Source organism: Celeribacter baekdonensis B30 (genome assembly GCF_000299875.1).
Lineage (GTDB): Bacteria > Pseudomonadota > Alphaproteobacteria > Rhodobacterales > Rhodobacteraceae > Celeribacter > Celeribacter baekdonensis_A.
The window spans coordinates 30473-52960 of sequence record NZ_AMRK01000019.1; the positions used below are offsets into that span (position 1 = coordinate 30473).

17 protein-coding genes and 1 pseudogene are annotated in these 22488 nt (G+C 57.8%); 14 read left to right on the top strand and 4 right to left on the bottom strand.

Translation table 11 applies throughout. From position 1 onward, the window contains the following. Positions 1-407: 407 nt before the first annotated feature. Positions 408-1202: an IclR family transcriptional regulator domain-containing protein gene (locus B30_RS20305; protein ID WP_009574118.1), complete on the bottom strand. Its 795-nt coding sequence runs from the start codon at positions 1200-1202 to the stop codon at positions 408-410. 477 nt (positions 1203-1679) lie between these two features. Next, positions 1680-2767, bottom strand: a pseudogene (locus tag B30_RS21980) (IS3 family transposase). A gap of 349 nt (positions 2768-3116) precedes the next feature. Here B30_RS21980 and B30_RS20320 point away from each other — a divergent pair. The 14 genes from B30_RS20320 (at position 3117) to B30_RS20390 (ending at position 21439) form a co-directional block, all read left to right on the top strand. Beyond that, entirely contained in the window at positions 3117-4169 is a 1053-nt protein-coding gene (locus B30_RS20320; protein ID WP_009574122.1) for a TRAP transporter substrate-binding protein, read from the top strand. A 60-nt stretch (positions 4170-4229) separates the two neighbouring features. After that, the gene (locus B30_RS20325; RefSeq protein WP_009574123.1) at positions 4230-4820 is read left to right on the top strand and encodes a TRAP transporter small permease; all 591 of its coding nucleotides are present in this window, start codon (positions 4230-4232) and stop codon (positions 4818-4820) included. After that, on the top strand, positions 4817-6139 hold the full coding sequence (locus B30_RS20330) for a TRAP transporter large permease (protein ID WP_009574124.1): 1323 nt from the start codon (positions 4817-4819) through the stop codon (positions 6137-6139). Before B30_RS20325 ends, B30_RS20330 begins: the two co-directional genes overlap by 4 nt. Before the next feature lie 330 nt (positions 6140-6469). Then, the gene (locus tag B30_RS20335; protein WP_009574125.1) at positions 6470-7174 is read left to right on the top strand and encodes an alpha/beta hydrolase; all 705 of its coding nucleotides are present in this window, start codon (positions 6470-6472) and stop codon (positions 7172-7174) included. Between the two features lie 280 nt (positions 7175-7454). Next, complete coding sequence (locus B30_RS20340) at positions 7455-8846, top strand: hypothetical protein (protein ID WP_040403090.1); 1392 nt, start codon at positions 7455-7457, stop codon at positions 8844-8846. 652 nt (positions 8847-9498) lie between these two features. Then, positions 9499-11670: a ParB/RepB/Spo0J family partition protein gene (locus tag B30_RS20350; protein WP_009574128.1), complete on the top strand. Its 2172-nt coding sequence runs from the start codon at positions 9499-9501 to the stop codon at positions 11668-11670. A gap of 127 nt (positions 11671-11797) precedes the next feature. Further along, a complete protein-coding gene (locus tag B30_RS20355) occupies positions 11798-12178 on the top strand; it encodes a DUF3768 domain-containing protein (protein ID WP_009574129.1) in 381 nt (126 codons plus the stop codon). Between the two features lie 118 nt (positions 12179-12296). Next, a complete protein-coding gene (locus B30_RS20360) occupies positions 12297-12593 on the top strand; it encodes a hypothetical protein (RefSeq protein ID WP_009574130.1) in 297 nt (98 codons plus the stop codon). 78 nt (positions 12594-12671) lie between these two features. After that, a complete protein-coding gene (locus B30_RS20365; protein ID WP_009574132.1) occupies positions 12672-13055 on the top strand; it encodes a DUF6878 family protein in 384 nt (127 codons plus the stop codon). Between the two features lie 3 nt (positions 13056-13058). Further along, positions 13059-13535: a DUF6915 family protein gene (locus tag B30_RS20370; protein ID WP_009574134.1), complete on the top strand. Its 477-nt coding sequence runs from the start codon at positions 13059-13061 to the stop codon at positions 13533-13535. A 105-nt stretch (positions 13536-13640) separates the two neighbouring features. Then, positions 13641-14276 (top strand): hypothetical protein, encoded by a 636-nt coding sequence (locus tag B30_RS20375; protein ID WP_009574135.1) that lies wholly within the window; start codon positions 13641-13643, stop codon positions 14274-14276. Positions 14277-14789: 513 nt separating this feature from the next. Continuing rightward, positions 14790-19187, top strand: a complete 4398-nt coding sequence (locus tag B30_RS20380) for a strawberry notch-like NTP hydrolase domain-containing protein (RefSeq protein WP_009574136.1) — start codon at positions 14790-14792, stop codon at positions 19185-19187. Then, positions 19184-20230, top strand: coding sequence for a DUF7146 domain-containing protein (locus tag B30_RS20385; RefSeq protein ID WP_009574137.1), 1047 nt, complete (start codon positions 19184-19186; stop codon positions 20228-20230). Before B30_RS20380 ends, B30_RS20385 begins: the two co-directional genes overlap by 4 nt. Before the next feature lie 297 nt (positions 20231-20527). Next, entirely contained in the window at positions 20528-21439 is a 912-nt protein-coding gene (locus B30_RS20390) for a DUF2493 domain-containing protein (protein WP_009574138.1), read from the top strand. On the opposite strand, the gene B30_RS20395 is transcribed toward B30_RS20390, so the two are convergent. Both B30_RS20395 and B30_RS22430 read right to left on the bottom strand, forming a co-directional pair. Then, positions 21436-21741 (bottom strand): helix-turn-helix domain-containing protein, encoded by a 306-nt coding sequence (locus tag B30_RS20395; protein WP_009574139.1) that lies wholly within the window; start codon positions 21739-21741, stop codon positions 21436-21438. The genes B30_RS20390 and B30_RS20395 overlap by 4 nt on opposite strands. Next, positions 21738-21860: a type II toxin-antitoxin system RelE/ParE family toxin gene (locus tag B30_RS22430; RefSeq protein ID WP_232616949.1), complete on the bottom strand. Its 123-nt coding sequence runs from the start codon at positions 21858-21860 to the stop codon at positions 21738-21740. Before B30_RS22430 ends, B30_RS20395 begins: the two co-directional genes overlap by 4 nt. Positions 21861-22488: the final 628 nt, after the last annotated feature.

The window sequence follows — 22488 nt, forward strand, 5'->3', positions numbered from 1 at the left end:
AGGCTCTATTGATGGCCGTATAGCGGTGTAAGCCAAACGGTGAAGCCTCGGTAGGCTCGGAGCAAGGCCCGCAATTCACAAGCCGGAAGTGACAGACGTTCTTGTACCAGCGCCGCCTAGACCCGCGCATGAGCCGACCTGGAAACAGCTATTACAACATAGTGGTCGAGAGTTTTTTCCAATCTTTGAGACGAGAGCGGATCAGGCGACGAGTATATCAAACACGCGATGAAGCAAGTCGTTACATGTTAGACAACATCAAGTATTTCATGAACTAAAACGACCGCACACGAGCAACGGAATACTGCCGCCCATTGATTTCGACATCAAGCAGCAGACCTGAACTAAGCAGGTGTATAGAAAACTAGGGGCATCTCGGTTCTTGTAAAGAGTTGCTTAGTTTCCTGTTAGAGTGACTGAGAAAGTCTACTGGCGTGCATTTGCAGAGTTGGTAGGTACTCTTCCTGTAACTTTTGCGTGCTGATCCTCGCGCTGGAGGCGCTCATGCTCATAGCTGCGACTACGTTTCCTTGGTTGTCTAGAACTGGTACAGCCATAGAGACCATTCCCTCTTCAAGTTCATTGACGGTGATTTCGAAGCCAACGTTCTTGACCTTTTTGATTCTCTCGGAAAGCTGATCTTTATTAGTTATTGTTACTGGCGTAAGCTTTTGGAGCTTATTTTTGTTCAAGTATTTGGTTAGAATTTCATTTGACTGTGCCGCTAAGAGGACGCGCCCTGTGGCGGAAGCGTATGCTGGCAGACGTCCACCTAATTTGGCGAGGCTGGAAACTATTCTTTCAGCTTCAGCACGAGCGACAAATACCGCGTAACCTTCCTCGAAAATTGCTAGCGAAATTGATTCGTTCAATTCGTCCCGAGCAGCCTCAAGATGTGCCTCCGCCAATTGGGGCAATGAGGCTGACTCATAGTAGGCTGCGCCGAGGCGAAGCATTCTTGGAGTTGGTCTATATTTGGACCCCTGTCGAAAGAGGTATCCAGCATCAGCAAGTGTGAGCAGGCAGCGCCTAGCGCTCGCCCGTGACAGACCCGCCAACTCTGCTGCACTGGCGACTGTGAGGTGCTCGTGATTCGACCCGAAAGCCTCGATAATTGTTAAGCCTTTGGCCAAGCCTGCCATGCCTTCTGGGGCGCGAGCTTTCGAAGGTGCAGGCTTCTTAAAGTTTGCGCCATCTGTCATTGGAAATTGTTTACCTGCTGTTTTGGTGTGATCAAACCACTATTCCGAATGCGGGGCTAAAGTAAGAAACCCATTGATTACCGGTTGATGCTGATCTCTATTTTTGTTCATAGGCACAGTTCGATTGCACCAATTGGTTGATCGCCGAGGTTACTCTTCCCCGTAAGGACTTATCATATGACTCCAGTGAAGGGCATGCCAAGAGCAATGTAGCCGTTGCTCTGCACGCCAACTCTGGACCACCCGAGGCTGGAGTTTTCGGGGTTTGTTCGCGATGATGGGCTGGTTGCGCCGTCGGGAAAGTGCAATAAGTTCGGGGCGTTGCATCCGATTTCGCAATGCAGTCTGTCGTCGCTTTAGTGTCTACGCCAATTCTCCAGCATTTTACCTGCATCTGCAAGGCTCTTGAACCAGTGGGGGGTGAGATGGTCCCTATTTCCCGGACAGTTTTGCGGCGCTGCTAAGCTTGCCTGTTGATCATGCCGCCGCCTGGAGGTCAGGGCCCTGATGGGCCTCGACCGGTGTTCTGCCGCCGAGCGCGGAATGCGGGCGCTCGGTGTTGTAGAAGTCGATCCACTTGCCGATGCCTGTCCGGGCTGCCGACCCGGTTTCGAATGCGTTCAGATAGACGCATTCGTACTTCAATGACCGCCATAGCCGTTCGATCATGACGTTGTCCATCCAACGACCTCGGCCGTCCATGGAGACTTTCACCGTCGCGTCGTGCAGGATCTGCGTGAAGCGCGGACTGGTGAACTGGCTGCCCTGGTCCGTGTTGAAGATCTCGGGCCTGCCATGCAGCCTGAGCGCATCCTCCAGCGCCTCGATGCAGAACTCGGTATCCATCGTGTTCGACAACCGCCAGGACAGAACCCTGCGCGTGCCCCAGTCCATGATCGCGACCAGATAGAGAAAGCCGCGCCGCATCGGGATTTAAGTTATATCGGCACACCAGACGTGGTTGGGGCGTGTGATCACCAGGTCCCTGAGCAGATACGGATACTTGCGGTGCTCCGGATGCGGCACCGTCGTCTTTGGCTTCTGGTAGACGGCCCGCAGGCCCATCCGCGCCATCAGCCGCCGGACGCGCTTGCGTCCGACGCAATAGCCCTGCTTACGCAGGTGCCTTGCCATCTGACGGCTGCCATAGAACGGCGTCTCCATGAACTGGGCATCGATCAACTTCATCAGCGCCAGGTTCAGCGGCGTCTCCGTCCTGCCCGGGCCATACCATGCCGACCGGCTGATCCTGACCAGAGCGCATTGCCGGGTGATCGACAGCACGAGGTGCCACGGATCGATCATCTCTCGCCTCCGGGCCATGCTCACCGCCCGGAGGCTTTCGCTAAAAAATCCCGTTCCACAACGAGCTGGCCGATTTTGGCGTGCAACTTCTCGATCTCGCCGTCCTTCTCGGCGGCCTTCGCCTCGGCTTTGCCCGAGAAAATCCCGGACATGCCCTCGAGCGCCTGCCGCTTCCAGGTGTCGATCAAGGTCTGATGCACGCCATGCTTTGCCACCAGCTCGGCGACCGTCAGCTCGCCACGGATGGCCTCGAGCGCCACCTTCGCCTTAAACTCGGCTTTCGTTTGTCAGCCACGCTGTTCTTCCTCGTCATCGTTGGCGGCAAGCTTAGCAGTGTGTCCGGTTTTCAGGGACCACCTCACTCAGATCCAGTGCCGGACAGAAGCATGAGTGAATATCGACGACTGTTAGAACCCAGGGCAATGCAACCACACTTGAACCAGGTCTTCATTAAGGCTCGCTCTTGCCCCACGCGGAGCGTTGACAAGCGCGGCTCCAGTCAATATGGTTCGCTAATAGAACGTCGTTCGCTTATCGAACGTACGGAGGGGACTAAAGTTGCCCAAATAAAGGACTGGGTGCTTGGTGCGAAAAAACCGTGGAGGACGCATGAGGAAGATTTCGCTAAAGAAAGCTGTATTTGCAGCTTTTGTGGGAGTAGTTGGGACGTTGACAGTCGGCACCGTCGCGACGGCACAAGAGTTTACTCTGAAACTACATCAGTTTTTGCCTGCCCAGGCTCACGTGCCCAAGAATGTCTTGGACGTATGGGCCGACAATGTGGAGCGCGATTCCGGCGGCCGCATCAAAATTGAACGGTATCCTTCAATGCAACTCGGAGGCAGGCCTCCTGAATTGATCGAGCAAGTCACAGACGGCGCAGTTGATATCATTTGGACTGTAATCGGCTATACCCCTGGTCGTTTCCCGCGCACCGAAGTTTTTGAACTACCCTTCATTCTCCCGAACGCCGAAGTTGGATCTCGCGCCTTCTACGAGATGTTCGAAAACGAAATGAAGGACGAAGAGTTTAAGGATATGCATGTCCTGGGCGTTTGGACTCATGGACCGGGATCCTTTCATTCGTCCAAGCCCATCGTGAACTTGGAAGATCTGAGGGGGATGAAGATTCGCGGTGCGTCTCGCACGGTCAACATGCTTCTCGAAGAACTGGGCGCAACGCCGGTAGGAATGCCAGTTCCGGCCGTTCCTGAATCTTTGTCGAAGGGCGTGATTGATGCAGCGACTCTACCTTGGGAGGTAGTTCTAAGTTTGAAAGTTCCAGAACTTGTACACAATCACACGGAGTTCACAGGAAACGCTCTCTACACTGCCACGTTTGTGTTCGCCATGAATAATGCAACCTATGATGGTCTTCCTGACGATTTGAAGAAAGTGATCGACGACAATTCGGGCTTTGAATTCTCTGCCTGGGCTGGAGTTACTCAAGAAGCCTACGCGTCACCAAGCCGCGAAATTGCTCGAGAGATGGGGAACAGTATCGTAGTTCTGGATGAAGAACAGTCAAAGATCTGGAGAGATGCTGCGCAACCTGTCTACGACAAATGGGCTGCTGACATGGACGAGCGTGGTTTTGACGGCTCCGCTTTGATTGAAGAGGCAGAAAAGCTCATAGCGAAGTATTCTGCTGAGCAAAAATAAAGCGCGAAAAAAATATCTAGGGGTCAGGTGCGTCGAAGTGCCTGGCCCTTGAAGCGATGAATGAAACGGTTCCATGCATTGAGCGCGGCGCTAAAAATAAAATTCCTGTTGGGAGGGCCAGAATTGGCGACATATAGGTTCTTTGAGCAGCTATCAAAAGCTGCGGCAATATTTGGTGGTCTTGTATTGATTGGCATCACCATTTTGACATGTGCGTCTATTGCGGGTCGGGCAATGATTGGCCTAGGCCTAGGTCCAATCAAAGGTGACTTTGAATTGGTTGAGGCTGGTGTAGCAATAGCTGTATGTGCGTTTCTTCCTTGGTGCCAAATGCAGCGAGGACATGCGACCGTCGATCTTTTTACGAATATGCTTCCCATTGATGTAAATCGTTGGATCAATCTGATTTCTGAAGCGCTGATGGCGATGGCGCTGGCTGTGATGACTTGGAAACTGTGGGACGGAATGGCAAATAAATTCGAATATGGCGATACAACTTTTATCCTCGAGATGCCTGTTTGGTGGCCCTACTTGGCTTGTTTCATTGTTTTGGTTCTCGCGTGTGTCGTTGCGGCATATCTTGTATTCGCAAGAGCCGTAGAGGCTTCAACCAAGACCAACATCATTTCTGGCTCGGGAGCGGTCCATTGAGTGTTCTTGAAATAGGAATTTGGTCGTTTCCTGCCCTTCTTGTCCTAATCTTTCTCCGCATTCCCATCGGTCTGTCGATGTTGGTTGCCGGAGTGCTCGGCTCGTATCTAGTCACTGACAGTTGGTTGCCCATCTTGTCGAAAATGAAAAATGAGACTTACTCAACATTTTCAAGCTATTCGCTGTCTATCGTGCCGTTGTTCTTGCTTATGGGCCAGTTTGCAACTTTGGGCGGAATGTCGCAGGCGCTGTTTAACTCAGCCGAAAAATGGGTAGGGCACAAAAGAGGCGGCGTTGCTATGGCCGCTATTGGCGCTTGCGCTGGTTTCGGTTCGATTTGTGGTTCTTCCTTGGCCACGGCTGCTACAATGAGCCAGGTCGCTCTACCGGAACTGCGCCGGCACGGGTATTCTGGACAATTGGCTACAGGCACTCTGGCCGCCGGCGGGACGCTTGGGATTTTGATTCCTCCGTCGTTTGTTCTTGTTATCTATGCCATTCTGACGGAACAGAATATTGCAAAGCTATTTGTTGTGGCGTTTATTCCTGGGCTCCTCGCTGCTTTAGGATATATGATCGCAATTTCAATCTATGTTAGACTATTCCCCGAAACTGCCGGATCGAGGGAGAGAGCTCCCTATTCAGAAAGATTTCGATCGCTGATTGAGGTTTGGCCGGTAGTAGTGATTTTTCTTGCAGTAGTAGGAGGAATCTACTCCGGTTGGTTTACACCGACCGAGGGAGCTGCCGTTGGTGCCGCAGGAACTGGTCTTCTGGCTTTGATCAATGGCGGGCTAACTTGGAAGACACTTGTGTCGTGTCTGCTGTCAACAGCATCCGCAACAGCCATGATTTTCTTCATCGTTTTTGGTGCAAGTATCTACAATGGCTTTTTAGCTTTGAGCCAAGTTCCTGTCGAACTTGCGAATTGGGTAGTAGAGCTAGGGCTGAACCCGTGGGCAGTCTTGGTCTTGATTCTGTTGGTCTACTTAGTTTTGGGGTGCGTCATGGATTCTCTGTCTATGATTTTACTTACGATCCCAATTTTTTTCCCCATAGTCTCTGCGCTTGATTATGGGCTGGGAGCTGAGGAGTTTGCACTCTGGTTTGGGATCATTGTTCTTATCGTAGTGGAGGTGGGGTTAATTACACCACCGGTCGGTATGAACCTTTTCGTTATCAATTCTATGGCAAAGGAAACGCCTCTTTCTGCTACGTTTAGAGGTGTCGTGCCTTTCATTTTGTCCGATTTGATTAGGACTGCGATATTGGTAATGTTCCCCTCAATTACATTGGTGCTTTTGCGAATGCTTTACTGACCGTTGGCGGGATAGACTTCGCCTTTCTCAACTTAGTCTTCTTCCGCCTAAGTCGCACTTAATCTCGCAGAGCAGTGAAGTGAATGAAAATTCGGAGATTAACAGGTTAGCCGGAGTATGGAGCCCACATTACTTTGTGGGCTCCATACAAAATCCGAAGTCGATGTTGAGTAGCAGCTTAGGTTACTTCGCAAAAATTCAGGCATCCTGCCGTTGCCTAACTTTGCTAGGTAGCGGCGTACGACCTTCGGCAATGAAAAGTTGAAAGATGATCGACTCGAACGATGCCTTAGCCGTTTTCGAGGAATTTGGAATACCAAAGGAGGAATTATGCCTAAACGTACCTTTGTTTTGGTGCCGGGAGCCTGGTTTGGTGGCTGGGTTTGGCGCGATCTGGCTGAGCGACTGCGTATGCAGGGGTGTATCGTCACTACCCCAACACTAACCGGTCTAGGTGAGCGCTGTCATACTAATTCCAATTCTGCCGATCTGACCCTTCATATTGAGGATGTAGTTTCGCACATTCAAATGGAAGGGCTAGACAATGTTGATCTATTGGGGTGGAGCTACGGAGGTATGGTTATCTCCGGGGTGCACTCCAGAATCCCTGAAAAAATTAGATCTCTAATATTTTTCGATGCATTTATGCCTGATAACGGTATGTCGCTGGTAGATATGATAGATATCGATAAGCGGGAATTGTACGATACGGCACGAGGCGCAGACCAAAAAATTCCTCCCATTTCTATGAAGGCTTTCGGCGTTAACGATCCAACAGTACTTGAATTTGTAGAGCCGCGGACGTGCTTGCAGCCTTGGCGTACGTTTTTTGAGCCAGTTAGTGTTTCGCCTGACATCGGTCTAGTTTCGCAGTCTTATATACTTTGCACCAAATGGGGAATAGTTTCGCCTATGACTCGTTTTCTGCCTTTGGCGCTTACGCGCAAGGCGAATGTAATTAAAGTCAAAGGTAGTCATCTGGCAATGCTGACCGAACCAGATGAAACACTTGCTGCCGTACTATCCACTCCTTAAGGCGCCCTAAACCGATTCATCACATACATTTAGATTTGCTCAGATGTACCGCAGAAATCTCATATTATAGATGGCACAGTTTGCGGGCTAGCGCTGTAATTGATGGGCTACCGCTTCCGCGCAAGATGCCGATCTTTTGTGGGGGCAGTCAGTATCAGTTATAGAATCGCAAATTTCGTTTTCAGCGTGTGAATGCTCTGGAGGAGTGCCAAATTCATTCGGCTAACATTCTAGGGTGGAGATTTTCCTCCGAATTGTTGTTGTGAGGTACGTGAAAACAATGCAAATGGTTGCTCGCCAAAGATGGCTATCTAGAGCCTCATCCATTCTGCTGCTCGGTGGAACCGTTTTCACTCTCGCAGATTTGTTAAGTGAAAATCACTTGTTTGCAGGAGCTGCGATGGTGTTGATCGTGTCTCACATTCTATTGTGCTGGCATTCCGTGCGATCGAACTCCAAAATTATGTTCCTACTCGCCATCCTATCTGGGTTGTTATTGATTCTTGCCGGGGGCGAGGTGGAAAGCCTTGCCCTTGCTGCGAGCCGCGCGCTCTACCTTCCAGCGCTGCTGACCGTCATGGCGATTCTGCGGGTGGCTGCGACACGTTCGAAAATCGTTAGCACCGCTGCGCACTTCCTGGTCACCCAGTCACCTTCACGGAGGTTTGCGCTTTTGGCAAGCGGAAGTCATATCTTTGGCATCTTGCTGAACCTTGGTGGTATCCAGCTTCTGTTAACGATTGCGTTGGCGCAGCGTAACCGTCTCGCGCCAACGCACGATATTGGAGAAGTACAGGGCCAGAGAATTACAAATGCAGTACTCCGCGGATTCGGAGCGACGATTCTTTGGTCGCCTATGGGCCTCGCGATCAACATGCTCATCCCAATGATGCCGAGCATCGATTACATTTCCTATTTGCCATATGGTCTCGGTCTAACTGTGATATTCTTCGTCCTAGGTTGGATCTTTGATCGCCTGGAAAACACGGTTCACCCTACATTTGTGCCACCGACTCATGAAGGCGCTGGTTTGGCGATGGTCGCGCTTCTCGGATTAGTTCTCTCTATCACGGGGTTATCGGCTGTTTCGGAGGCGCTGATCGGAATTCCATTACGTGCGGCAATTCTAATTGTTATTCCCTTAGTAGCGGTCCTTTGGGTGCTACTAACTGAAAGGCAACCCTTCTCTAATAGCCTGACATCCCTCGCCCGCGAAGGTTTCAAAGCGCTCCCGGATTCCACCAGTGAAATTTGCCTGATTGGGGCCAGTGCCTTTCTTGGTTTTACTGTTGTTGAAATACTACCAGACGATCATCTTCGAAAGCTGTTTGAGAGTGTTTCAATTAGTCCTGGCGCAGTGGGATGCATTGTTATTCTTCTTATGACAGCGGCTGGCCAACTTGGTTTATCGCCGATGGTAAGTGCGTTGGTTTGTACCGGTGCAATAATCTCATCAGGAATTGATGTGCCCGATCTGATATTGATGATAGCTGTCATGTGTGGCTGGTCTGGTACCATGCTCATTTCTCCATTTGCATCACCATTGGCGATCGCCGTGGCCTTGACTGGCAAGCCCGCTCATGAGGTTGGGCTGAAATGGAACGGCAGCTTTGTGGTGTGCTATTATTTGGTAATAATGATAGTACTTTTGATCGCAGGCGCGATGACCTGAGCTAATGGGATGAACAGCCTTCCCACCAACCCGCTGCTAGAGTGTCGGACTAGGTGGAGAGAGGAGAATCTGATGGCCATGCTTTCCTCTTTACTTTTTAATGTCTGGCGTAAGACCTGGGAGGCTACGCCGCATCTAAAGCGCTCTATAGCTAGTGGAAGCTTTGAAGTTACAAAGGTCTTTTTGCGCGGATAATGGCCGGCGTCGTTCAAGGACACGACGAGGACAAGACCTCAAAGTTCGCTGTAACCTACCTGAAGATGCTCCGTTGCGCGACCGGTAGGGTCTTTAAAAGAGGGAGCGATGCCACCTTATCTGTCGCACTAAGGGCGGCGTGGACACAAAACTTAATTCCAAACCCAAAGCAACGGACAGCCTGCGCGAAGTACAACCAGCGCCGCAATTGGGCCGAAAGCACGTTCGGCAGGCTCAAGGATTGGAGGTGTGTGGCGACGCGCCATGACCGAAGTCACAAGGTTTTCCTCTCCGCTATCGTTCTCGCACTAGTCGTCATCTACTGGTTTTGGATTTTGACACTAAGCCAAGAACTGAAAGTGTCACTTGAGAAAGTCCGAGAAAGGGAAGCCCGGGTGCCGGGCTTGAAAGGATAGAGAGAGCCTCATCCGGGTCCGGCATGACAAGGACCCTGATCATGGCCAAGACCACAACTCGCCCGAAACCCGCCACCTCCAAGAAGACCGAAGCATCCGGATCGGCCGCGCCTGACGGCGCCGCCGACATCCGAATGATCCCGCTCGATCAGTTGGAGCCGAGCCCGCTCAACGTCCGCAAAGTCGCGGCAAGCGCCAGCGATGATGCAGAACTCCTCGCGAGCATCCGCGAGACGGGCATCAAACAGAACCTGGTGGTTCATGCGTTGTCAGAGACACGTTTTGCGGTAGATGCCGGCGGTCGCCGCCTCAAGGCGCTGAAACAACTCGCCGAGAACGGTGTGATCCCCGCAGACCACCCGGTGCCCTGCCTCGTCGAAGATGAGCGCAACGCTGTCCTCACCTCCGCCACGGAAAACCTCCAGCGCGCTGCCATGCACCCGGCAGACCAGTTCGAAGCTTTCGACAAGATGATCGCTGAAGGCCGCAGCGAGGACGAGATTGCGCTGAAATTCGGCGTCTCCGTCGACCTGGTGCGCCGCCGTTTGAAACTCGCTCGTGTCGCGCCCGAGATCATCGAGCAGTTCCGCGCAGGCGATCTGACCCTCGAATGCGTCATGGCGTTCACGCTGACCGACGATCATGATCGTCAACTGGCGGTCTGGAACGCGGTGAAGGGTAGCTATCACATCCATCCTCAAAGCATCAAACGCCAGCTGACCGAGACGGCGCATTCGGCGAACTCGGCCTTGGGGCGTTTTGTCGGTATCGAGGCCTATGAGGCGGCGGGTGGTGTTCTGCTGCGTGATCTCTTCGATGATCGTGCCTGCGCCCATATGGAAAACCCCGACCTCCTCGAGCGCCTCGCTATCGAAAAGTTGCAGGCTGCGGCCAAACCCTTCGAGGCCGACTGGAAATGGGTCGAGGTGCATCTCTCGGTGGATTATGGCGCGTTTCGCAGTTTCGGGCGGGTCTATCCGCAGGATATCGACCCCGATCCGGACCTGCTTGCCGAGGAAGAGCGTCTCATCGCGCGCGAGGAAGAACTGGCGGCGCAGAATGACGGTGAGGATTGGACTGACGCCGAAACCGAGGAATATTACGCCATTGAGCCGCGCCTGCGTGAGATCGAGGCCCTTCAGCGCGAACGGCAACCCTATGCGGACGAAGATCGCGCTATTGCCGGTGTCGTTCTGACCATCGGTCATGACGGGGCGCTTCGGGTCGAGAAAGGCCTCGTGCGACCGGAGGATATTCCGGCCGCGCCCGAGCCCGACGATACCACCAAAAATGCGGATGGCGCCCCCTCCCCTGCCCGGCCACAGGTGACGCCGCCGACCTCCTCCACGCCGGTGCCGAGCTCCGACCCGGCCGCGACGTTGCGCAAAGCCGATGGGATTTCGGCGAGCTTGGCCGATGATCTGCGCGCAACGCGCCAGCATATCCTCAGGGCACATCTCGCGGCGGATTTCGAGGTGGCGTTCGATGCGATGCTCTACGCGCTCTGCGAACAGGCTTTGGGGCGGTCCTACAACAACGAGGCGCTCGACATCTCGATCCGTCCCTTCCAGGTGCAGAACCGCGAGGTGCTGCATGCAGATACTGTTGCCCAAAAGATGCTCGAGGCGCTGGAACAGGATCTCGCTACTGACTGGATGACGCTGGAGAAACCCCAGGACTTCCGGGCGATGTCGGCGCTGCCCATCGCGGACAAGCAGGCGCTGTTCGCCTGGGCAACGGGTTTGGCGGTCAAACCGCAGCTGTCCTCCGACAATCGCCCCTCCCCGATCATCGAAGAGATTGGTGCGCGGCTTGATGTCGACGTCGCGGCTTGCTGGCGCCCGACGGCGCAGAATTACTGGGGTCGGGTCAACAAGGGCCATGCGGTTGCCACGTCGCGCAAGTTGATTGGTGACGACTACGCCGAGGATCGCAATCGCGAGCGCAAGGGCGATATCTCCGCCGCGATGGAGCGGGCTTTCGCGGAAACCGCCAGCGAGACGGAAGGTTTCGACGCCGCGACGGTTGCAAAGACGACGCGCTGGCTGCCCGACGGGATGGTGTTTGCCGGTGCGACTGAGGCCGACGCCAAAATGATTGGCGATGCGTCCGAGGCGGAGGAAGGCGACGTGCCCGCCGCAGACGTACTGGCCGAGGCGGAGAGTGAGGAACCGTCGTCCTTGCCCGCCTTTCTCAGCGGGGACGCGGCCTGACGACGCGAACACCGATCTGATTACCACATGAACTTTGGGCCGTCCTCACATCGAGGGCGGCCCTTTCCGGCTGGCGGGTTGCCTACAGCCGATATCGGATCGGCTGGCCCGTCCCCGGAGACATCCCATGACCACCACCCTTGACCTCGATCCCGTTCGGGAAGCAGCACTGATCGCCACGCAGAATGATGCGTTTCGACGTTCCATCCTCGGAAACACTACTGTTGCCGATGCCCCGCAGGGCCAGTTCGTGATGACACGCGGCGTCGCGGCGCTTGGGCCTGACGCCCAACTGGAGCTCACCCGCCGTGTTGCCGCGTTTGACGGGTTCGATGCCGACAGCGACCCGCAGGGCTGGCATGAGATGGGGGTCATCGAGTTTGAGGACATGACGGTCTGGTTCAAGATCGACTTGTATGACGTCGATTATCAGTACGGTTCGCCCGAGCCCTCCGATCCCGAACAGACGCGTCGCGTGCTGACCCTGCTTCTGCCGTCGGAATACTGAACGCTCACCGCATCTCCAACAGTGTCCCGGAACGCCCTCACCTCGAGGGCGGTCCTTTCGTGCTGCCGGGTTCCAAGGGGCGCGATGCCCGCGTTCCGCCCGCCGCAGGAGACCAGAAATGGCCAAGACACTCGATTACCAGATCACCCTCTATCCCGCGCATCGCGATGGCGCCTTTGTTGTTACCCAGTTCCAGATGCTGGGGAGCTACCCCGAAAAGCGCATCCAGGCCGCTGGCATGGATGACCTGATCGACAAGGTGACGCAGTTCGCGATGGAGCATGGCGAGAGTTGCAGCGCTTCGGTGCGCTGCCTCGCCCCGCGCAAACCGCCTGGGTTCAAGCGCGCGACCGAGAACCTTTATTTCAACCTGGTTGACCGGACAGCTGAAAACCGCGGCGACGCGGCGGCCTGAAGCCCGCTTGAGGAAACCACCAGGGCGGCCTGGCTGAGCGGTCGCCCTCCCCTCTCCCAATTCCAAAGGACCAAAGACATGACACAAGCGACTGATTTCTACGCGCAGATGCTCGAATCTCAGAGACCGGCTGCTGAACAGCGGGTCGAGACCCGTGCGGCGCTTCTCTCCGAGTTGCGCACCCTCGGTGCGACGAGCATCGAGGTGCAATACGAAGGCTACGGAGATTCCGGCAACGTTGAGGATGTCGTGGTGACGCCTGATGCGATCACCCTGACGGAGGAGTTGCGGCGCCGGGTCGAAGACTTCGGTTGGGATTTTGCCTATGCTCTGAGCCCAGGCTTCGAGAACAACGAGGGCGGCTACGGCGAACTGACCTGGTCGCTCGAGGCGGACAAGATCGATGTCAGCCACTCGAACCGCTATATCGCGTCTGCGACCACCGAACACGAGGGACTTTAACACATGGCACATCCCCTCCATCACGCCGAAAGTTCGGCCCGAAAGTTCGGTGGAGTTCCAGATGATTACCAGCATGTGCATGACTGGTTTGACTCATCCAAAGAGCACCTGGCCCTCTTTGTCCACCGAGCCTACCGCCATCATACGGCCGGAATCTATGATGCCCAACGGATCTTCGGACACAGCCTGACCAACAGCGCGGGCCGGGTCGTCCCGATCCGCTGGATTGGCGAGCAGCATGTGCGCGAAGACTGCCAGGGGCGCATCCCGTCGTTGGCGGACTGGCTCGCCCGCATTCAGCCGGAGCCGTGGATGGCCAATGGCCGGATAGACAACGATCCGACGCAGATCGGCAGCGATCCGCGCGCGGTCTGGATCGCGGCGGTGGCCAATCACCAGACCATTCTCGGGTTTGAGGATTGGCTTCTCAAGGTCTCGGTCGAGCACGTCCAGCATCGCCTGAACCGCGACGCCGCCTGATCCGTCGAGCGGCAAACTCACCAACCACCTGACCACGTCGCAATCGACCCGCTCGAGCCCCAACCGGCTCGGCGGGTCGATTGCGTTTCAAGAAAGGATAACGACATGCACGACCCTGTCTACGAGGAGGCCTACCAAGGCCACACCGTCAAGATCTACCATGACACCGACGCCGAAAGCCCGCGTCAGTGGTCCAACCTCGGCACATTGATCTGCTGGCATCGGCGCTATCGGCTGGGTGACAGCCACCAGTTCGACGGTCCCGAGGCGTTCCTACGCGATCTCGCTGGTGTCTCAGACCAGAGCGACCTCTCGATGGACCAGCTGCGCGACCGCGCCGAGTCCAAGTCAGTGCTACTGCCTGTGTTCCTCTATGACCATTCCGGTCTCGCGATGAACACCATCGGGTTCCACTGCCCGTGGGACTCCGGCCAGGTTGGCTATGTCTATGTGACGCTTGAGGCGGTCCGGACGGAGTTCGGTGTGAAACGCGTCACCAAGGCGCTGCATGAAAAGGCTGAAGATATCCTGCGCGCAGAGATCGTCAGCTACGACGCCTATCTCAGCGGCCGGGTCTACGGCTATGTCATCGAGCGCGATGGCGAGGAAGTCGACGCCTCCTGGGGGTTCGTCGGCGACTATGAGACGGGCTGTTTGCCCGAGGCGCGACACGCTGTGCCAGTACCGTCGCCGGGTCAAACACCCCAGTCCGCTGCCGCTCAAGCGCAGGCTCTCCCTTAGAGGCGGGCAAAGGTAACACACAGTCCATTTATTGCGAGAGTCCCAAGTGACCTCGCATTGCTGCAATGCAGAAATGTCATGGCCCGGCTATTGTGCGGTCGCAGCATGACCACTATGCTTCTAATGTGATTGGTTCTCTCCTCCTCCCTGAGCCGATCTAAGCTAAACGGCGGCATACACCTCCTCCCGGATGCCGCCTTTTTCTTTTTCAGAGCTCTTCCTGAAGGTTGTCCGGATACGTACGGCCGCCGATCGGTCGACGACGGACCTGTTTCGGATGCGCAGGCCGCAAACCGCCCAAGACTTAGGCGAGCTGGCAATGCCTCAAGCTGACAAGGGCTTACGCGGCAGCGCCCACAGACCCATCCCCAGATTCTGGGGACAAGTTTCCGCTGCAGGGCGGAGATCAGCAATCCCATGAAAGAGCGAGAGGCAGGGCGGGAGGGGTGACCCCTCCCGGGCGAGAGAGTGCGCACGGAGCTTGGGGCCAACCCTCAACCCCGGAGATTGCCGATGAACGCTCACCCCCATTCCGTCCCGCTTGCCGCCGAGCCCGAAGCCCCTGCCCTGTGCGAGGCTACAGGCTTTGCCCAACATCTCATGCAGGCTGCGACAGCCCTCGTTCCCCTGTTCGAAGCGGGAAGGTCTCTCGACGCCGCTGCCCTGCGCACCGCGATGGAGGATGCCTTCCGCGCCAGCGACACGAGCGGCGCCTGGGTCTGGAAAGACGCCTATGAGGCCGCCGAGATCGCCCAGATCTATATGCTCTCGCGCTACGGCGCATTGATGCAGCGCCAGGCGGCCTCGCCGCAGGCCTTCCTCACAATGATCGAACGTCTCGCCGGCCTGGCCCCGTCGCACACGCGGCGCTCGGAAGACAGTATCCGTCTGCAACAATTCTCGACCCCTCTGCCCCTTGCGGCCATTGTTGCGCAGGCGGCGGGGGTTCGGGCCGACGACCTGGTCCTCGAGCCATCCTCTGGCACCGGCATGCTGGCAATCTTCGCACGGATATCTGGCGCTCGCTTGGCGCTGAATGAACTTGCGGAGACCCGCCGCGCCTTGTTGGGACTGCTGTTTCCCGATGCCGCATTGTCAAACCACGACGCCGCTTCAATCGACGACCGCCTCGACCGGTCCATCGTGCCCTCGGTCATCGTGATGAACCCGCCGTTTTCTGCGGCCAACCATGTCGAGGGCAAGTTCTTGCAGGCCACCAGCCAGCATGTGCTCTCCGCACTAGCACGCCTCGCGCCGGGCGGACGTCTTGTCATCATCACTGGCGAGAGCTTCCGCCCCTCCACGAGATCTTTCCAGTCAACTTTACATCGGATCGCACAAAGCGCAGACGTGGTGTTTTCCGCCGCGATCGACGGCAAGGTTTTCGCGCGGCACGGCACCACGATCGACACGCGGCTCACAGTGATCGACAAACGCCCGGCTGGCGCTGAAGAAACTGAGCCGGTCGCCATCGAGGCCGCCTATCATCCGATCTGCGCGACCACGGGCGATCTCCTCTCCGCAGTGCTCGCGCATTGCCCGGAGCGGTGCAGCCCTCCGCCCTGCCCCACCAGCGCGGCCTTGGCGGTGCCGAAACCCGCGGCGCGGACCAACCTGAACGCCCTGCGCAACGCCGCCCGCCAGGAAACCCGTGCCCTTGCCGAAGAACGTGCGAGGCATCCATTTGACGACATCGCGACGGCACCGCTCGACTATCTGCCGAAAGCCTGGAGCGAACCCGACGGCGCGCTGCAGGACACGGTCTACGAGGCCTATGACCTGCAGGCGATCCGGATCGACGGAGCGGCGGAACATCCGACAGCACTCGTGCAATCCGCAGCCATGGCCTCGGTGCCGCCGCCCGTGCCGAGCTACCACCCGCTCCTGCCAAAGAGCCTCGTCGAGGATGGCCTTCTCTCCGCGCCGCAGCTCGAAAGCGTCATCTACGCAGGCAATGCGCACCAGACGCATCTCAAAGGCTGGTTCAAGCGCGGCGAGATCGAAGGCCAGCTGATGGCGGCGGCCGAGGGTGACGAAGGCGTCTTCCGCCTGCGCAAAGGCTGGTTTCTCGGCGATGGCACGGGCTGCGGCAAGGGGCGGCAGATCGCGGGCATCATCCTCGACAACTGGCTGCAGGGGCGCCGCCGGGCAGTCTGGGTCTCGAAGAGCGACAAGCTCATCGAGGATGCGCGGCGCGACTGGATGGCGCTCGGTGGCCGCGAAAGCGATATCGTGCCGCTCTCGAAATACCGCCAGGGGAGCGACATCCTTCTCCCTGAGGGCATCCTCTTCGTCACCTATGCAACGCTGCGCTCTGCGACACGCGAGGGTAAAGCCTCCCGCCTCGACCAGGTCACGTCCTGGCTGGGCGAAGGGTTCGACGGGGTCATCGCTTTCGATGAAAGCCACGCAATGGCCAATGCTGCGGGAGAAAAGTCCAACCGCGGCGACAAGAAGGCGTCCCAACAAGGTCTTGCGGGGCTCGCACTGCAGAACGCTGTGCCTGATGCGCGCGTCGTCTATGTCTCTGCCACCGGTGCGACGGTCGTCGGCAATCTCGCTTATGCCTCCCGGCTCGGGCTCTGGGGCACCGGTGATTTCCCCTTCGTGACACGGGCCGAATTCGTTGCTGCGATGGAGGCCGGCGGCATTGCCGCCATGGAGATGATCTCGCGCGACCTGAAGGCACTCGGGCTTTATCTCGCGCGGTCCCTCTCCTATGCCGGGGTCGAATACGAGATGCTGGTGCATGAGCTGACGTCCGCGCAGATCGCGATCTATGACAGCTACGCCGATGCCTATCAGATCATCCACAACAACCTTGAAGCCGCGCTTCAGGCCTCGGGCATTTCCTCCGAGACGGGCACCTTGAACGCCCAGGCGAAATCCGCCGCGCGCTCGGTCTTCGAGAGCAACAAGCAGCGTTTCTTCAACCACCTCATCACCGCCATGAAGTGCCCCTCCCTGATCCGTTCGATCGAGGCGGATCTGGCAGCGGGTCATTCGGCGGTGATCCAGGTGGTCTCGACCAGCGAGGCTGTGATGGAACGTCGGCTCGAGGAGATCCCGACGTCGGAGTGGGAGGACCTGCAGGTCGATTTTACCCCGCGCGAGAATATCATGGATTACCTGATGCACTCCTTCCCGACGCAGCTTTTTGAGCCCTACACCGACGAGAATGGCGATCTGCGCTCGCGCCCCGCCCGCGATGGCGATGGCAATCCGATTATCTGCCGCGAGGCGGAGCGGCGCCGCGATGATCTGATCGAGCATCTTGGGGCGCTCGCTCCGGTGCAGGGCGCGCTCGACCAGATCCTCTGGCATTTTGGCGCGGACGCCGTGGCCGAGGTCACGGGCCGCAAGCGGCGTATCGTGAAAACACGCGAAGGACGCCTCAAGGTCGAGAACCGACCCGCCTCCTCAAACCTCGGCGAAACCCAGGCCTTCATGGACGACGCCAAACGCATCCTGATCTTCTCCGATGCGGGCGGCACAGGGCGCAGCTATCATGCGGATCTTGGATCCAAGAACCAGCGCCTGCGGGTGCATTACCTGCTGGAGCCGGGCTGGAAGGCCGACAATGCGATCCAAGGGCTCGGGCGCACCAACCGCACCAACCAGGCGCAGCCGCCGCTTTTCCGGCCTGTGGCGACCAATGTCAAAGGTGAGAAGCGGTTTCTCTCCACCATCGCGCGCCGTCTCGACACGCTTGGGGCCATCACGAAGGGGCAACGCGAGACCGGAGGTCAGAACATGTTCCGCGCCGAGGACAACCTCGAGAGCCCCTACGCGCGCGCTGCGCTGCGGCACTTCTTCTACAAGCTGCGCGCGGGCAAGATCGACGCCTGTTCTTACGCGAAGTTCGAGGAGATGACCGGGCTGACGCTCGATGAGGCGGATGGCACCATGAAAGAAAACCTGCCGCCGATCCAGCAATTCCTGAATCGCTGTCTCGCGCTCCGCATCGACATGCAGGACGCGATTTTTGAGGCCTTCGGCGGGTTTCTTTCGGCGATCATCGAGGACGCGCGCCAGGCCGGCACGCTCGATGTGGGCCTGGAGACCCTGCGCGCCGAGAAGTTCGAAATTGTCGACCGCAAGGTCATCTTCGAGCATGAGGCGACCGGGGCGACGGCCACCGCCTTGACCGTGGAGCGCACCGATCGCAACGATCCGCTGACCTTGCCTCGTGTCAAACAGATCTGCTCTGAGTCGATGGGCGCGACGCTGTGCTGGAACTCCTTCTCGAAACGCGCGGCGCTGATGGTGAATGCACCTGCCTTCATGGATGAGGACGGTGTGCCAATCCTTCGGGTGAAGCTCCTGCGTCCCATGGCGGCCGAGATCCTTGCCCTGACCGAGTTCTCGAAATCGCACTGGGAAGAGATCGAAGATGCGATGTTCGAGCAGCTCTGGCGGGCCGAGGTTGAGGCGGTGCCCGAGTTTACCACCTCGAAGATCACGCTGATCTGTGGGTTGCTCCTGCCAATCTGGGACCGGCTGCCCGCTGACAACATGCGCATCTACCGCCTGCAGACCGAGGATGGCGAACGCTCCATCGGCCGCTTGGTCAGTCAGGAGCAGCTTCTGAACGTCTACGCGCGGCTCGGGCTCGACTGCCAGATCGAAATGACGCCTCAGGAAGTGCTCAGCGCGGTCATGGAGGCGAAGACGACACTCAGCCTCCTTGGCGGCTACCAGCTGCGCCGGTCGCTGGTCATGGGACAGCCGAGGCTCGAACTCATTGGGGCGTCAAGCACGGCCCTGACCGCACTGAAGGCGATGGGCTGTTTCACCGAGGTAATCCAGTGGAAGACACGGGTGTTCATCCCCGTCGACGGCATCGAGGTTCTGGCACGGGTACTCGCCGCGCATCCGGTTGGCGCAAGCGCCGCGGAGGCCACTGCATGAGCGCGCGACGCAGTATTGCAGAGCTCTCGACCGATCTCTCCAATCATACCGAGAGTTTCTGCCGCCAGTATTTCCCCGAGGGGCGCAAGCAGGGCAATTATTGGCAGGTTGGCGACACCTCGGGCGAAAAGGGTCAAAGCCTTGTCGTCCGGCTCCAGGCCCAGGGTGGGCGCAAAGCCGGATCCTGGACCGATTTCGCGACGGGGGAATATGGCGATCTGATCGATCTCCTGCAGCAAAGGCTTGGGTCGGCCACGCTCAAAGAAACGCTGAGGGAGGCCCGGGCCTTCTTGGGAGAGACCCCCTGCCCTGCCGTGCCTCGTGAACCCGGAAGGGCGGAGCGCCCGGATGCAGCCTCCAGCAAACGCATCACGCGGGCATGCAAACTCTTCGCCGCCGGCAAGCCGGTGCTTGGCACTTTGGCCGCCAGCTATCTGCAGGGGCGCGACATTGCGCGCTTCGGTCCTGCGCTGCGCTATCACCCGCGGGTCTTTCTGGGCCCCGGCGCGGACGACCCCGATCTGCCGCAAAGGGCCCCTGCCCTGCTCGCGAAGATCACCGACAATCGCGGGCAGATCACCGGATGCGCACGCTTCTATCTCGACCCGTCCACCGGCAGTTTGGCCGAGATCGAGAGCCCCAAGCGGATCCTGGGGAAGCTTCACGGCCATGCCATCCGCTTCTGGTCCGGCTCACCTCGCAGCGATCTCATCGTCGGCGAAGGTCTCGAGACCACCCTCTCGGTCGGTACGGCTCTCCCGGAGTTCGACCTCGCCTCCTGTCTCACCGCCACCCATCTCGGTCTCTTCATCCCGTCGTCAGGCGTCAAGCGTATCTGGATCGCGCGGGATAAGGACGAAGCTGGACGTAACGCATCATCGAGATTGCGTAACCAACTGGAAACGCTTGGAATTGCCTGTGGTGATCTCGTGCCGACGATGGGGGATTTCAACGACGATCTGCGGGCATTTGGCAGTGATGCGCTGCGCCGGTCCCTGCTCGAGGCCATGAAAGCTCAAGGTTTGGAGATCAAGGACGGGTGACCGCCAACCTCACCGGGGATGTCCGACCGGGCAAAGGTTCCGACGGTTCGATCTGATCCCGTTTGGATAAGGGGAGCGATGGGCCAGCGGGTCGGGGCTGAGTGCCCCTCGCCCGGGCAGCAATGCGCCGCGCACCAGAAAATTCCCCTGCCCCTTCGGGCCATTCCTCGCGGGACAATTTTCCGGCCCGTGGCGCATTCTCCGCTTTGCTCCGATCCTGACGGATGCGGCCCGGTCGCCGCCGGTCCAGGTATCGCCCCATCCAAATCGGGTCAGATCAAACAGAGGAACCTGACAATGCCCCATCAGACAGACATCCAAGAGGAAACCGGCGTGACCTCCGCCATCCTCGACCACCTCGCACTTCATGGCGCAACGCCCGGGCCCGGCGAGACCGATCATCGCCCCCTCCCCCAGCCCAACGAGGTCGAGCTCGCTATGGCGACGCTCTTTGACACCACCATCGGCCTCCTCACCGGCAGCCAGTTGGAAGACAATCTCGAAGAGATGCTCTGGTCCCTGACCTCGATCTTCCATCGCCGGCTCACCCATATCCAGAAGCTTCACGATGACAATGAATTCGAGGTCCGGGAAAGTCTGGCAATCCAGGACGGCTCCGAGGTCGCCTCGGTCGAGCTTGAGCGCCTCCAGATGATCGGGCTCAAACTCTGGGACCATCGCGACGCCTTCGAGCAGATGCGCGATCTGGCCGTGGACCATTTCTCGGCCGCCACCGGTTCGCCCTGGCTGCCCCGCACCGGATCCAAGGTCTCGCATCGCGGCCTCACCTCCGCCGTGGTCGACAGCCGGGCCTATCTCTCGGCCAAGCGCCGTAAGGAGACCGAAGTACACTGCCCCGAAGGCACGCGGATCGCTTTCTCGGGTGGGGATTATCAGGCCTATGATCTGATCTGGTCCGTCCTCGACGCCACGCACGCCAAATACCCCGACATGGTGCTCCTGCACGGGGGGACGCCCAAGGGTGCCGAGATGATCGCGGCCCGCTGGGCAGATACCCGAGGTGTAACCCAGGTGGTCTTCAAGCCCGACTGGAAGAGCCACGGCAAGGCCGCCCCCTTCAAGCGCAACGACAAGATGCTCGAGACCATGCCGCAGGGTCTGATCGCCACGCCCGGTTCGGGGATCACCGAGAACATCGTCGACAAAGCCCGCAAGCTCGGGATCCGCATCAAGAGGATCGGGGCTTAGGCCCCGGTTAACGTGCCGCGTAATAGATCCTGCACGACAGAAGGCTTCTTTGCGATCAATGCCAGCAGAACCTGAGCCGGGCCTGTCGGGTGTCGGCGCCCGTGTTCCCAGTTCAGCAGCGTGCCTTTCGCGACGCCAATGCTCTTGGCGAACTCCGCCTGGGACAGGCCAGTCCGTTGCCGAACTTGGGCGACATCGACCTCAGCAACGGAAACTTCATGGACCTTCGCGCCGGCCAATTCGCCATCTGCGAAGGCCAGCGCCTCTCCCAGTCCCTTGGACACGGATTCAAATGCACTCATGTTGTGTCTCCATATTTCGCGACAAGCGCTTTGCTCATCTCTACCGCCGCGGCCTGCTCAGACTTCGACAGGTTGGCTTTCTCATTCTTGGCAAAGACCGTAATCAGAAAGATCGGCATATGGGTCCCGCCAAAGACATACACCGTCCTGAAGCCGCCGCTCCTTCCGCCCCCCCTCTCTCGGGATTCGGACCTTCCGAAGTCCGCCGCCAAGAGAGATGCCCGCTTCCGGATTGGCGGCGATGAAGTCGATCGCGGCCTCTCGCTCCTGGTCCGACATGATTGCCTTGGCGCGCCTCTGAAATTCGGGCAGTTCGACCACTGTTTGCAATCGTGTCATCTCTTGTCCCATATAGGTTTTCGCGGCGTATGTGTCAATGACGTATAGTATGCGCACTGGAAGGGCAAGTGGGCAACTGATGCTAGAGCTAGGCAGCAGTATGCTCTGTCCGTTGGTTGCGGCGGCCCTTGACGAAATATCTTGTCGCATTTTCTGACCGAACCAACTAGCCGGGCTGTCATTTGGGGTTATTGGATGGTTGCGGTGTCTCGTGGCGACCCGTCCTTTCGTTCCACGCTCTGTTCGCCTGCAGCACTCCTCCGCATCGTGGGCGCTTCAGCAAAGACAATCGGCGCGGTAGTGATCCTGACGGACGCGGTTTTGACATCTGCACTGTGTCTTACCTCCGGTGAGTTCGAAGGGAGCCAGGGCCCACGCGGCATCTCCCTCGGCTGTTCCCCTACCTTC

Bases quoted from the DNA above. Each gene is read 5' to 3' on its own strand.
- B30_RS20365 (WP_009574132.1), top strand. From the start codon at position 12,672: ATGACACAAGCGACTGATTTCTACGCGCAGATGCTCGAATCTCAGAGA.
- B30_RS20360 (WP_009574130.1), top strand. From the start codon at position 12,297: ATGGCCAAGACACTCGATTACCAGATCACCCTCTATCCCGCGCATCGC.
- B30_RS20395 (WP_009574139.1), bottom strand. From the start codon at position 21,741: ATGAGTGCATTTGAATCCGTGTCCAAGGGACTGGGAGAGGCGCTGGCC.
- B30_RS20325 (WP_009574123.1), top strand. From the start codon at position 4,230: ATGAAACGGTTCCATGCATTGAGCGCGGCGCTAAAAATAAAATTCCTG.
- B30_RS20340 (WP_040403090.1), top strand. From the start codon at position 7,455: ATGCAAATGGTTGCTCGCCAAAGATGGCTATCTAGAGCCTCATCCATT.
- B30_RS20375 (WP_009574135.1), top strand. From the start codon at position 13,641: ATGCACGACCCTGTCTACGAGGAGGCCTACCAAGGCCACACCGTCAAG.
- B30_RS20320 (WP_009574122.1), top strand. From the start codon at position 3,117: ATGAGGAAGATTTCGCTAAAGAAAGCTGTATTTGCAGCTTTTGTGGGA.
- B30_RS20335 (WP_009574125.1), top strand. From the start codon at position 6,470: ATGCCTAAACGTACCTTTGTTTTGGTGCCGGGAGCCTGGTTTGGTGGC.
- B30_RS20385 (WP_009574137.1), top strand. From the start codon at position 19,184: ATGAGCGCGCGACGCAGTATTGCAGAGCTCTCGACCGATCTCTCCAAT.
- B30_RS20390 (WP_009574138.1), top strand. From the start codon at position 20,528: ATGCCCCATCAGACAGACATCCAAGAGGAAACCGGCGTGACCTCCGCC.
- B30_RS20350 (WP_009574128.1), top strand. From the start codon at position 9,499: ATGGCCAAGACCACAACTCGCCCGAAACCCGCCACCTCCAAGAAGACC.
- B30_RS22430 (WP_232616949.1), bottom strand. From the start codon at position 21,860: ATGCCGATCTTTCTGATTACGGTCTTTGCCAAGAATGAGAAAGCCAAC.
- B30_RS20370 (WP_009574134.1), top strand. From the start codon at position 13,059: ATGGCACATCCCCTCCATCACGCCGAAAGTTCGGCCCGAAAGTTCGGT.
- B30_RS20380 (WP_009574136.1), top strand. From the start codon at position 14,790: ATGAACGCTCACCCCCATTCCGTCCCGCTTGCCGCCGAGCCCGAAGCC.
- B30_RS20355 (WP_009574129.1), top strand. From the start codon at position 11,798: ATGACCACCACCCTTGACCTCGATCCCGTTCGGGAAGCAGCACTGATC.
- B30_RS20305 (WP_009574118.1), bottom strand. From the start codon at position 1,202: ATGACAGATGGCGCAAACTTTAAGAAGCCTGCACCTTCGAAAGCTCGC.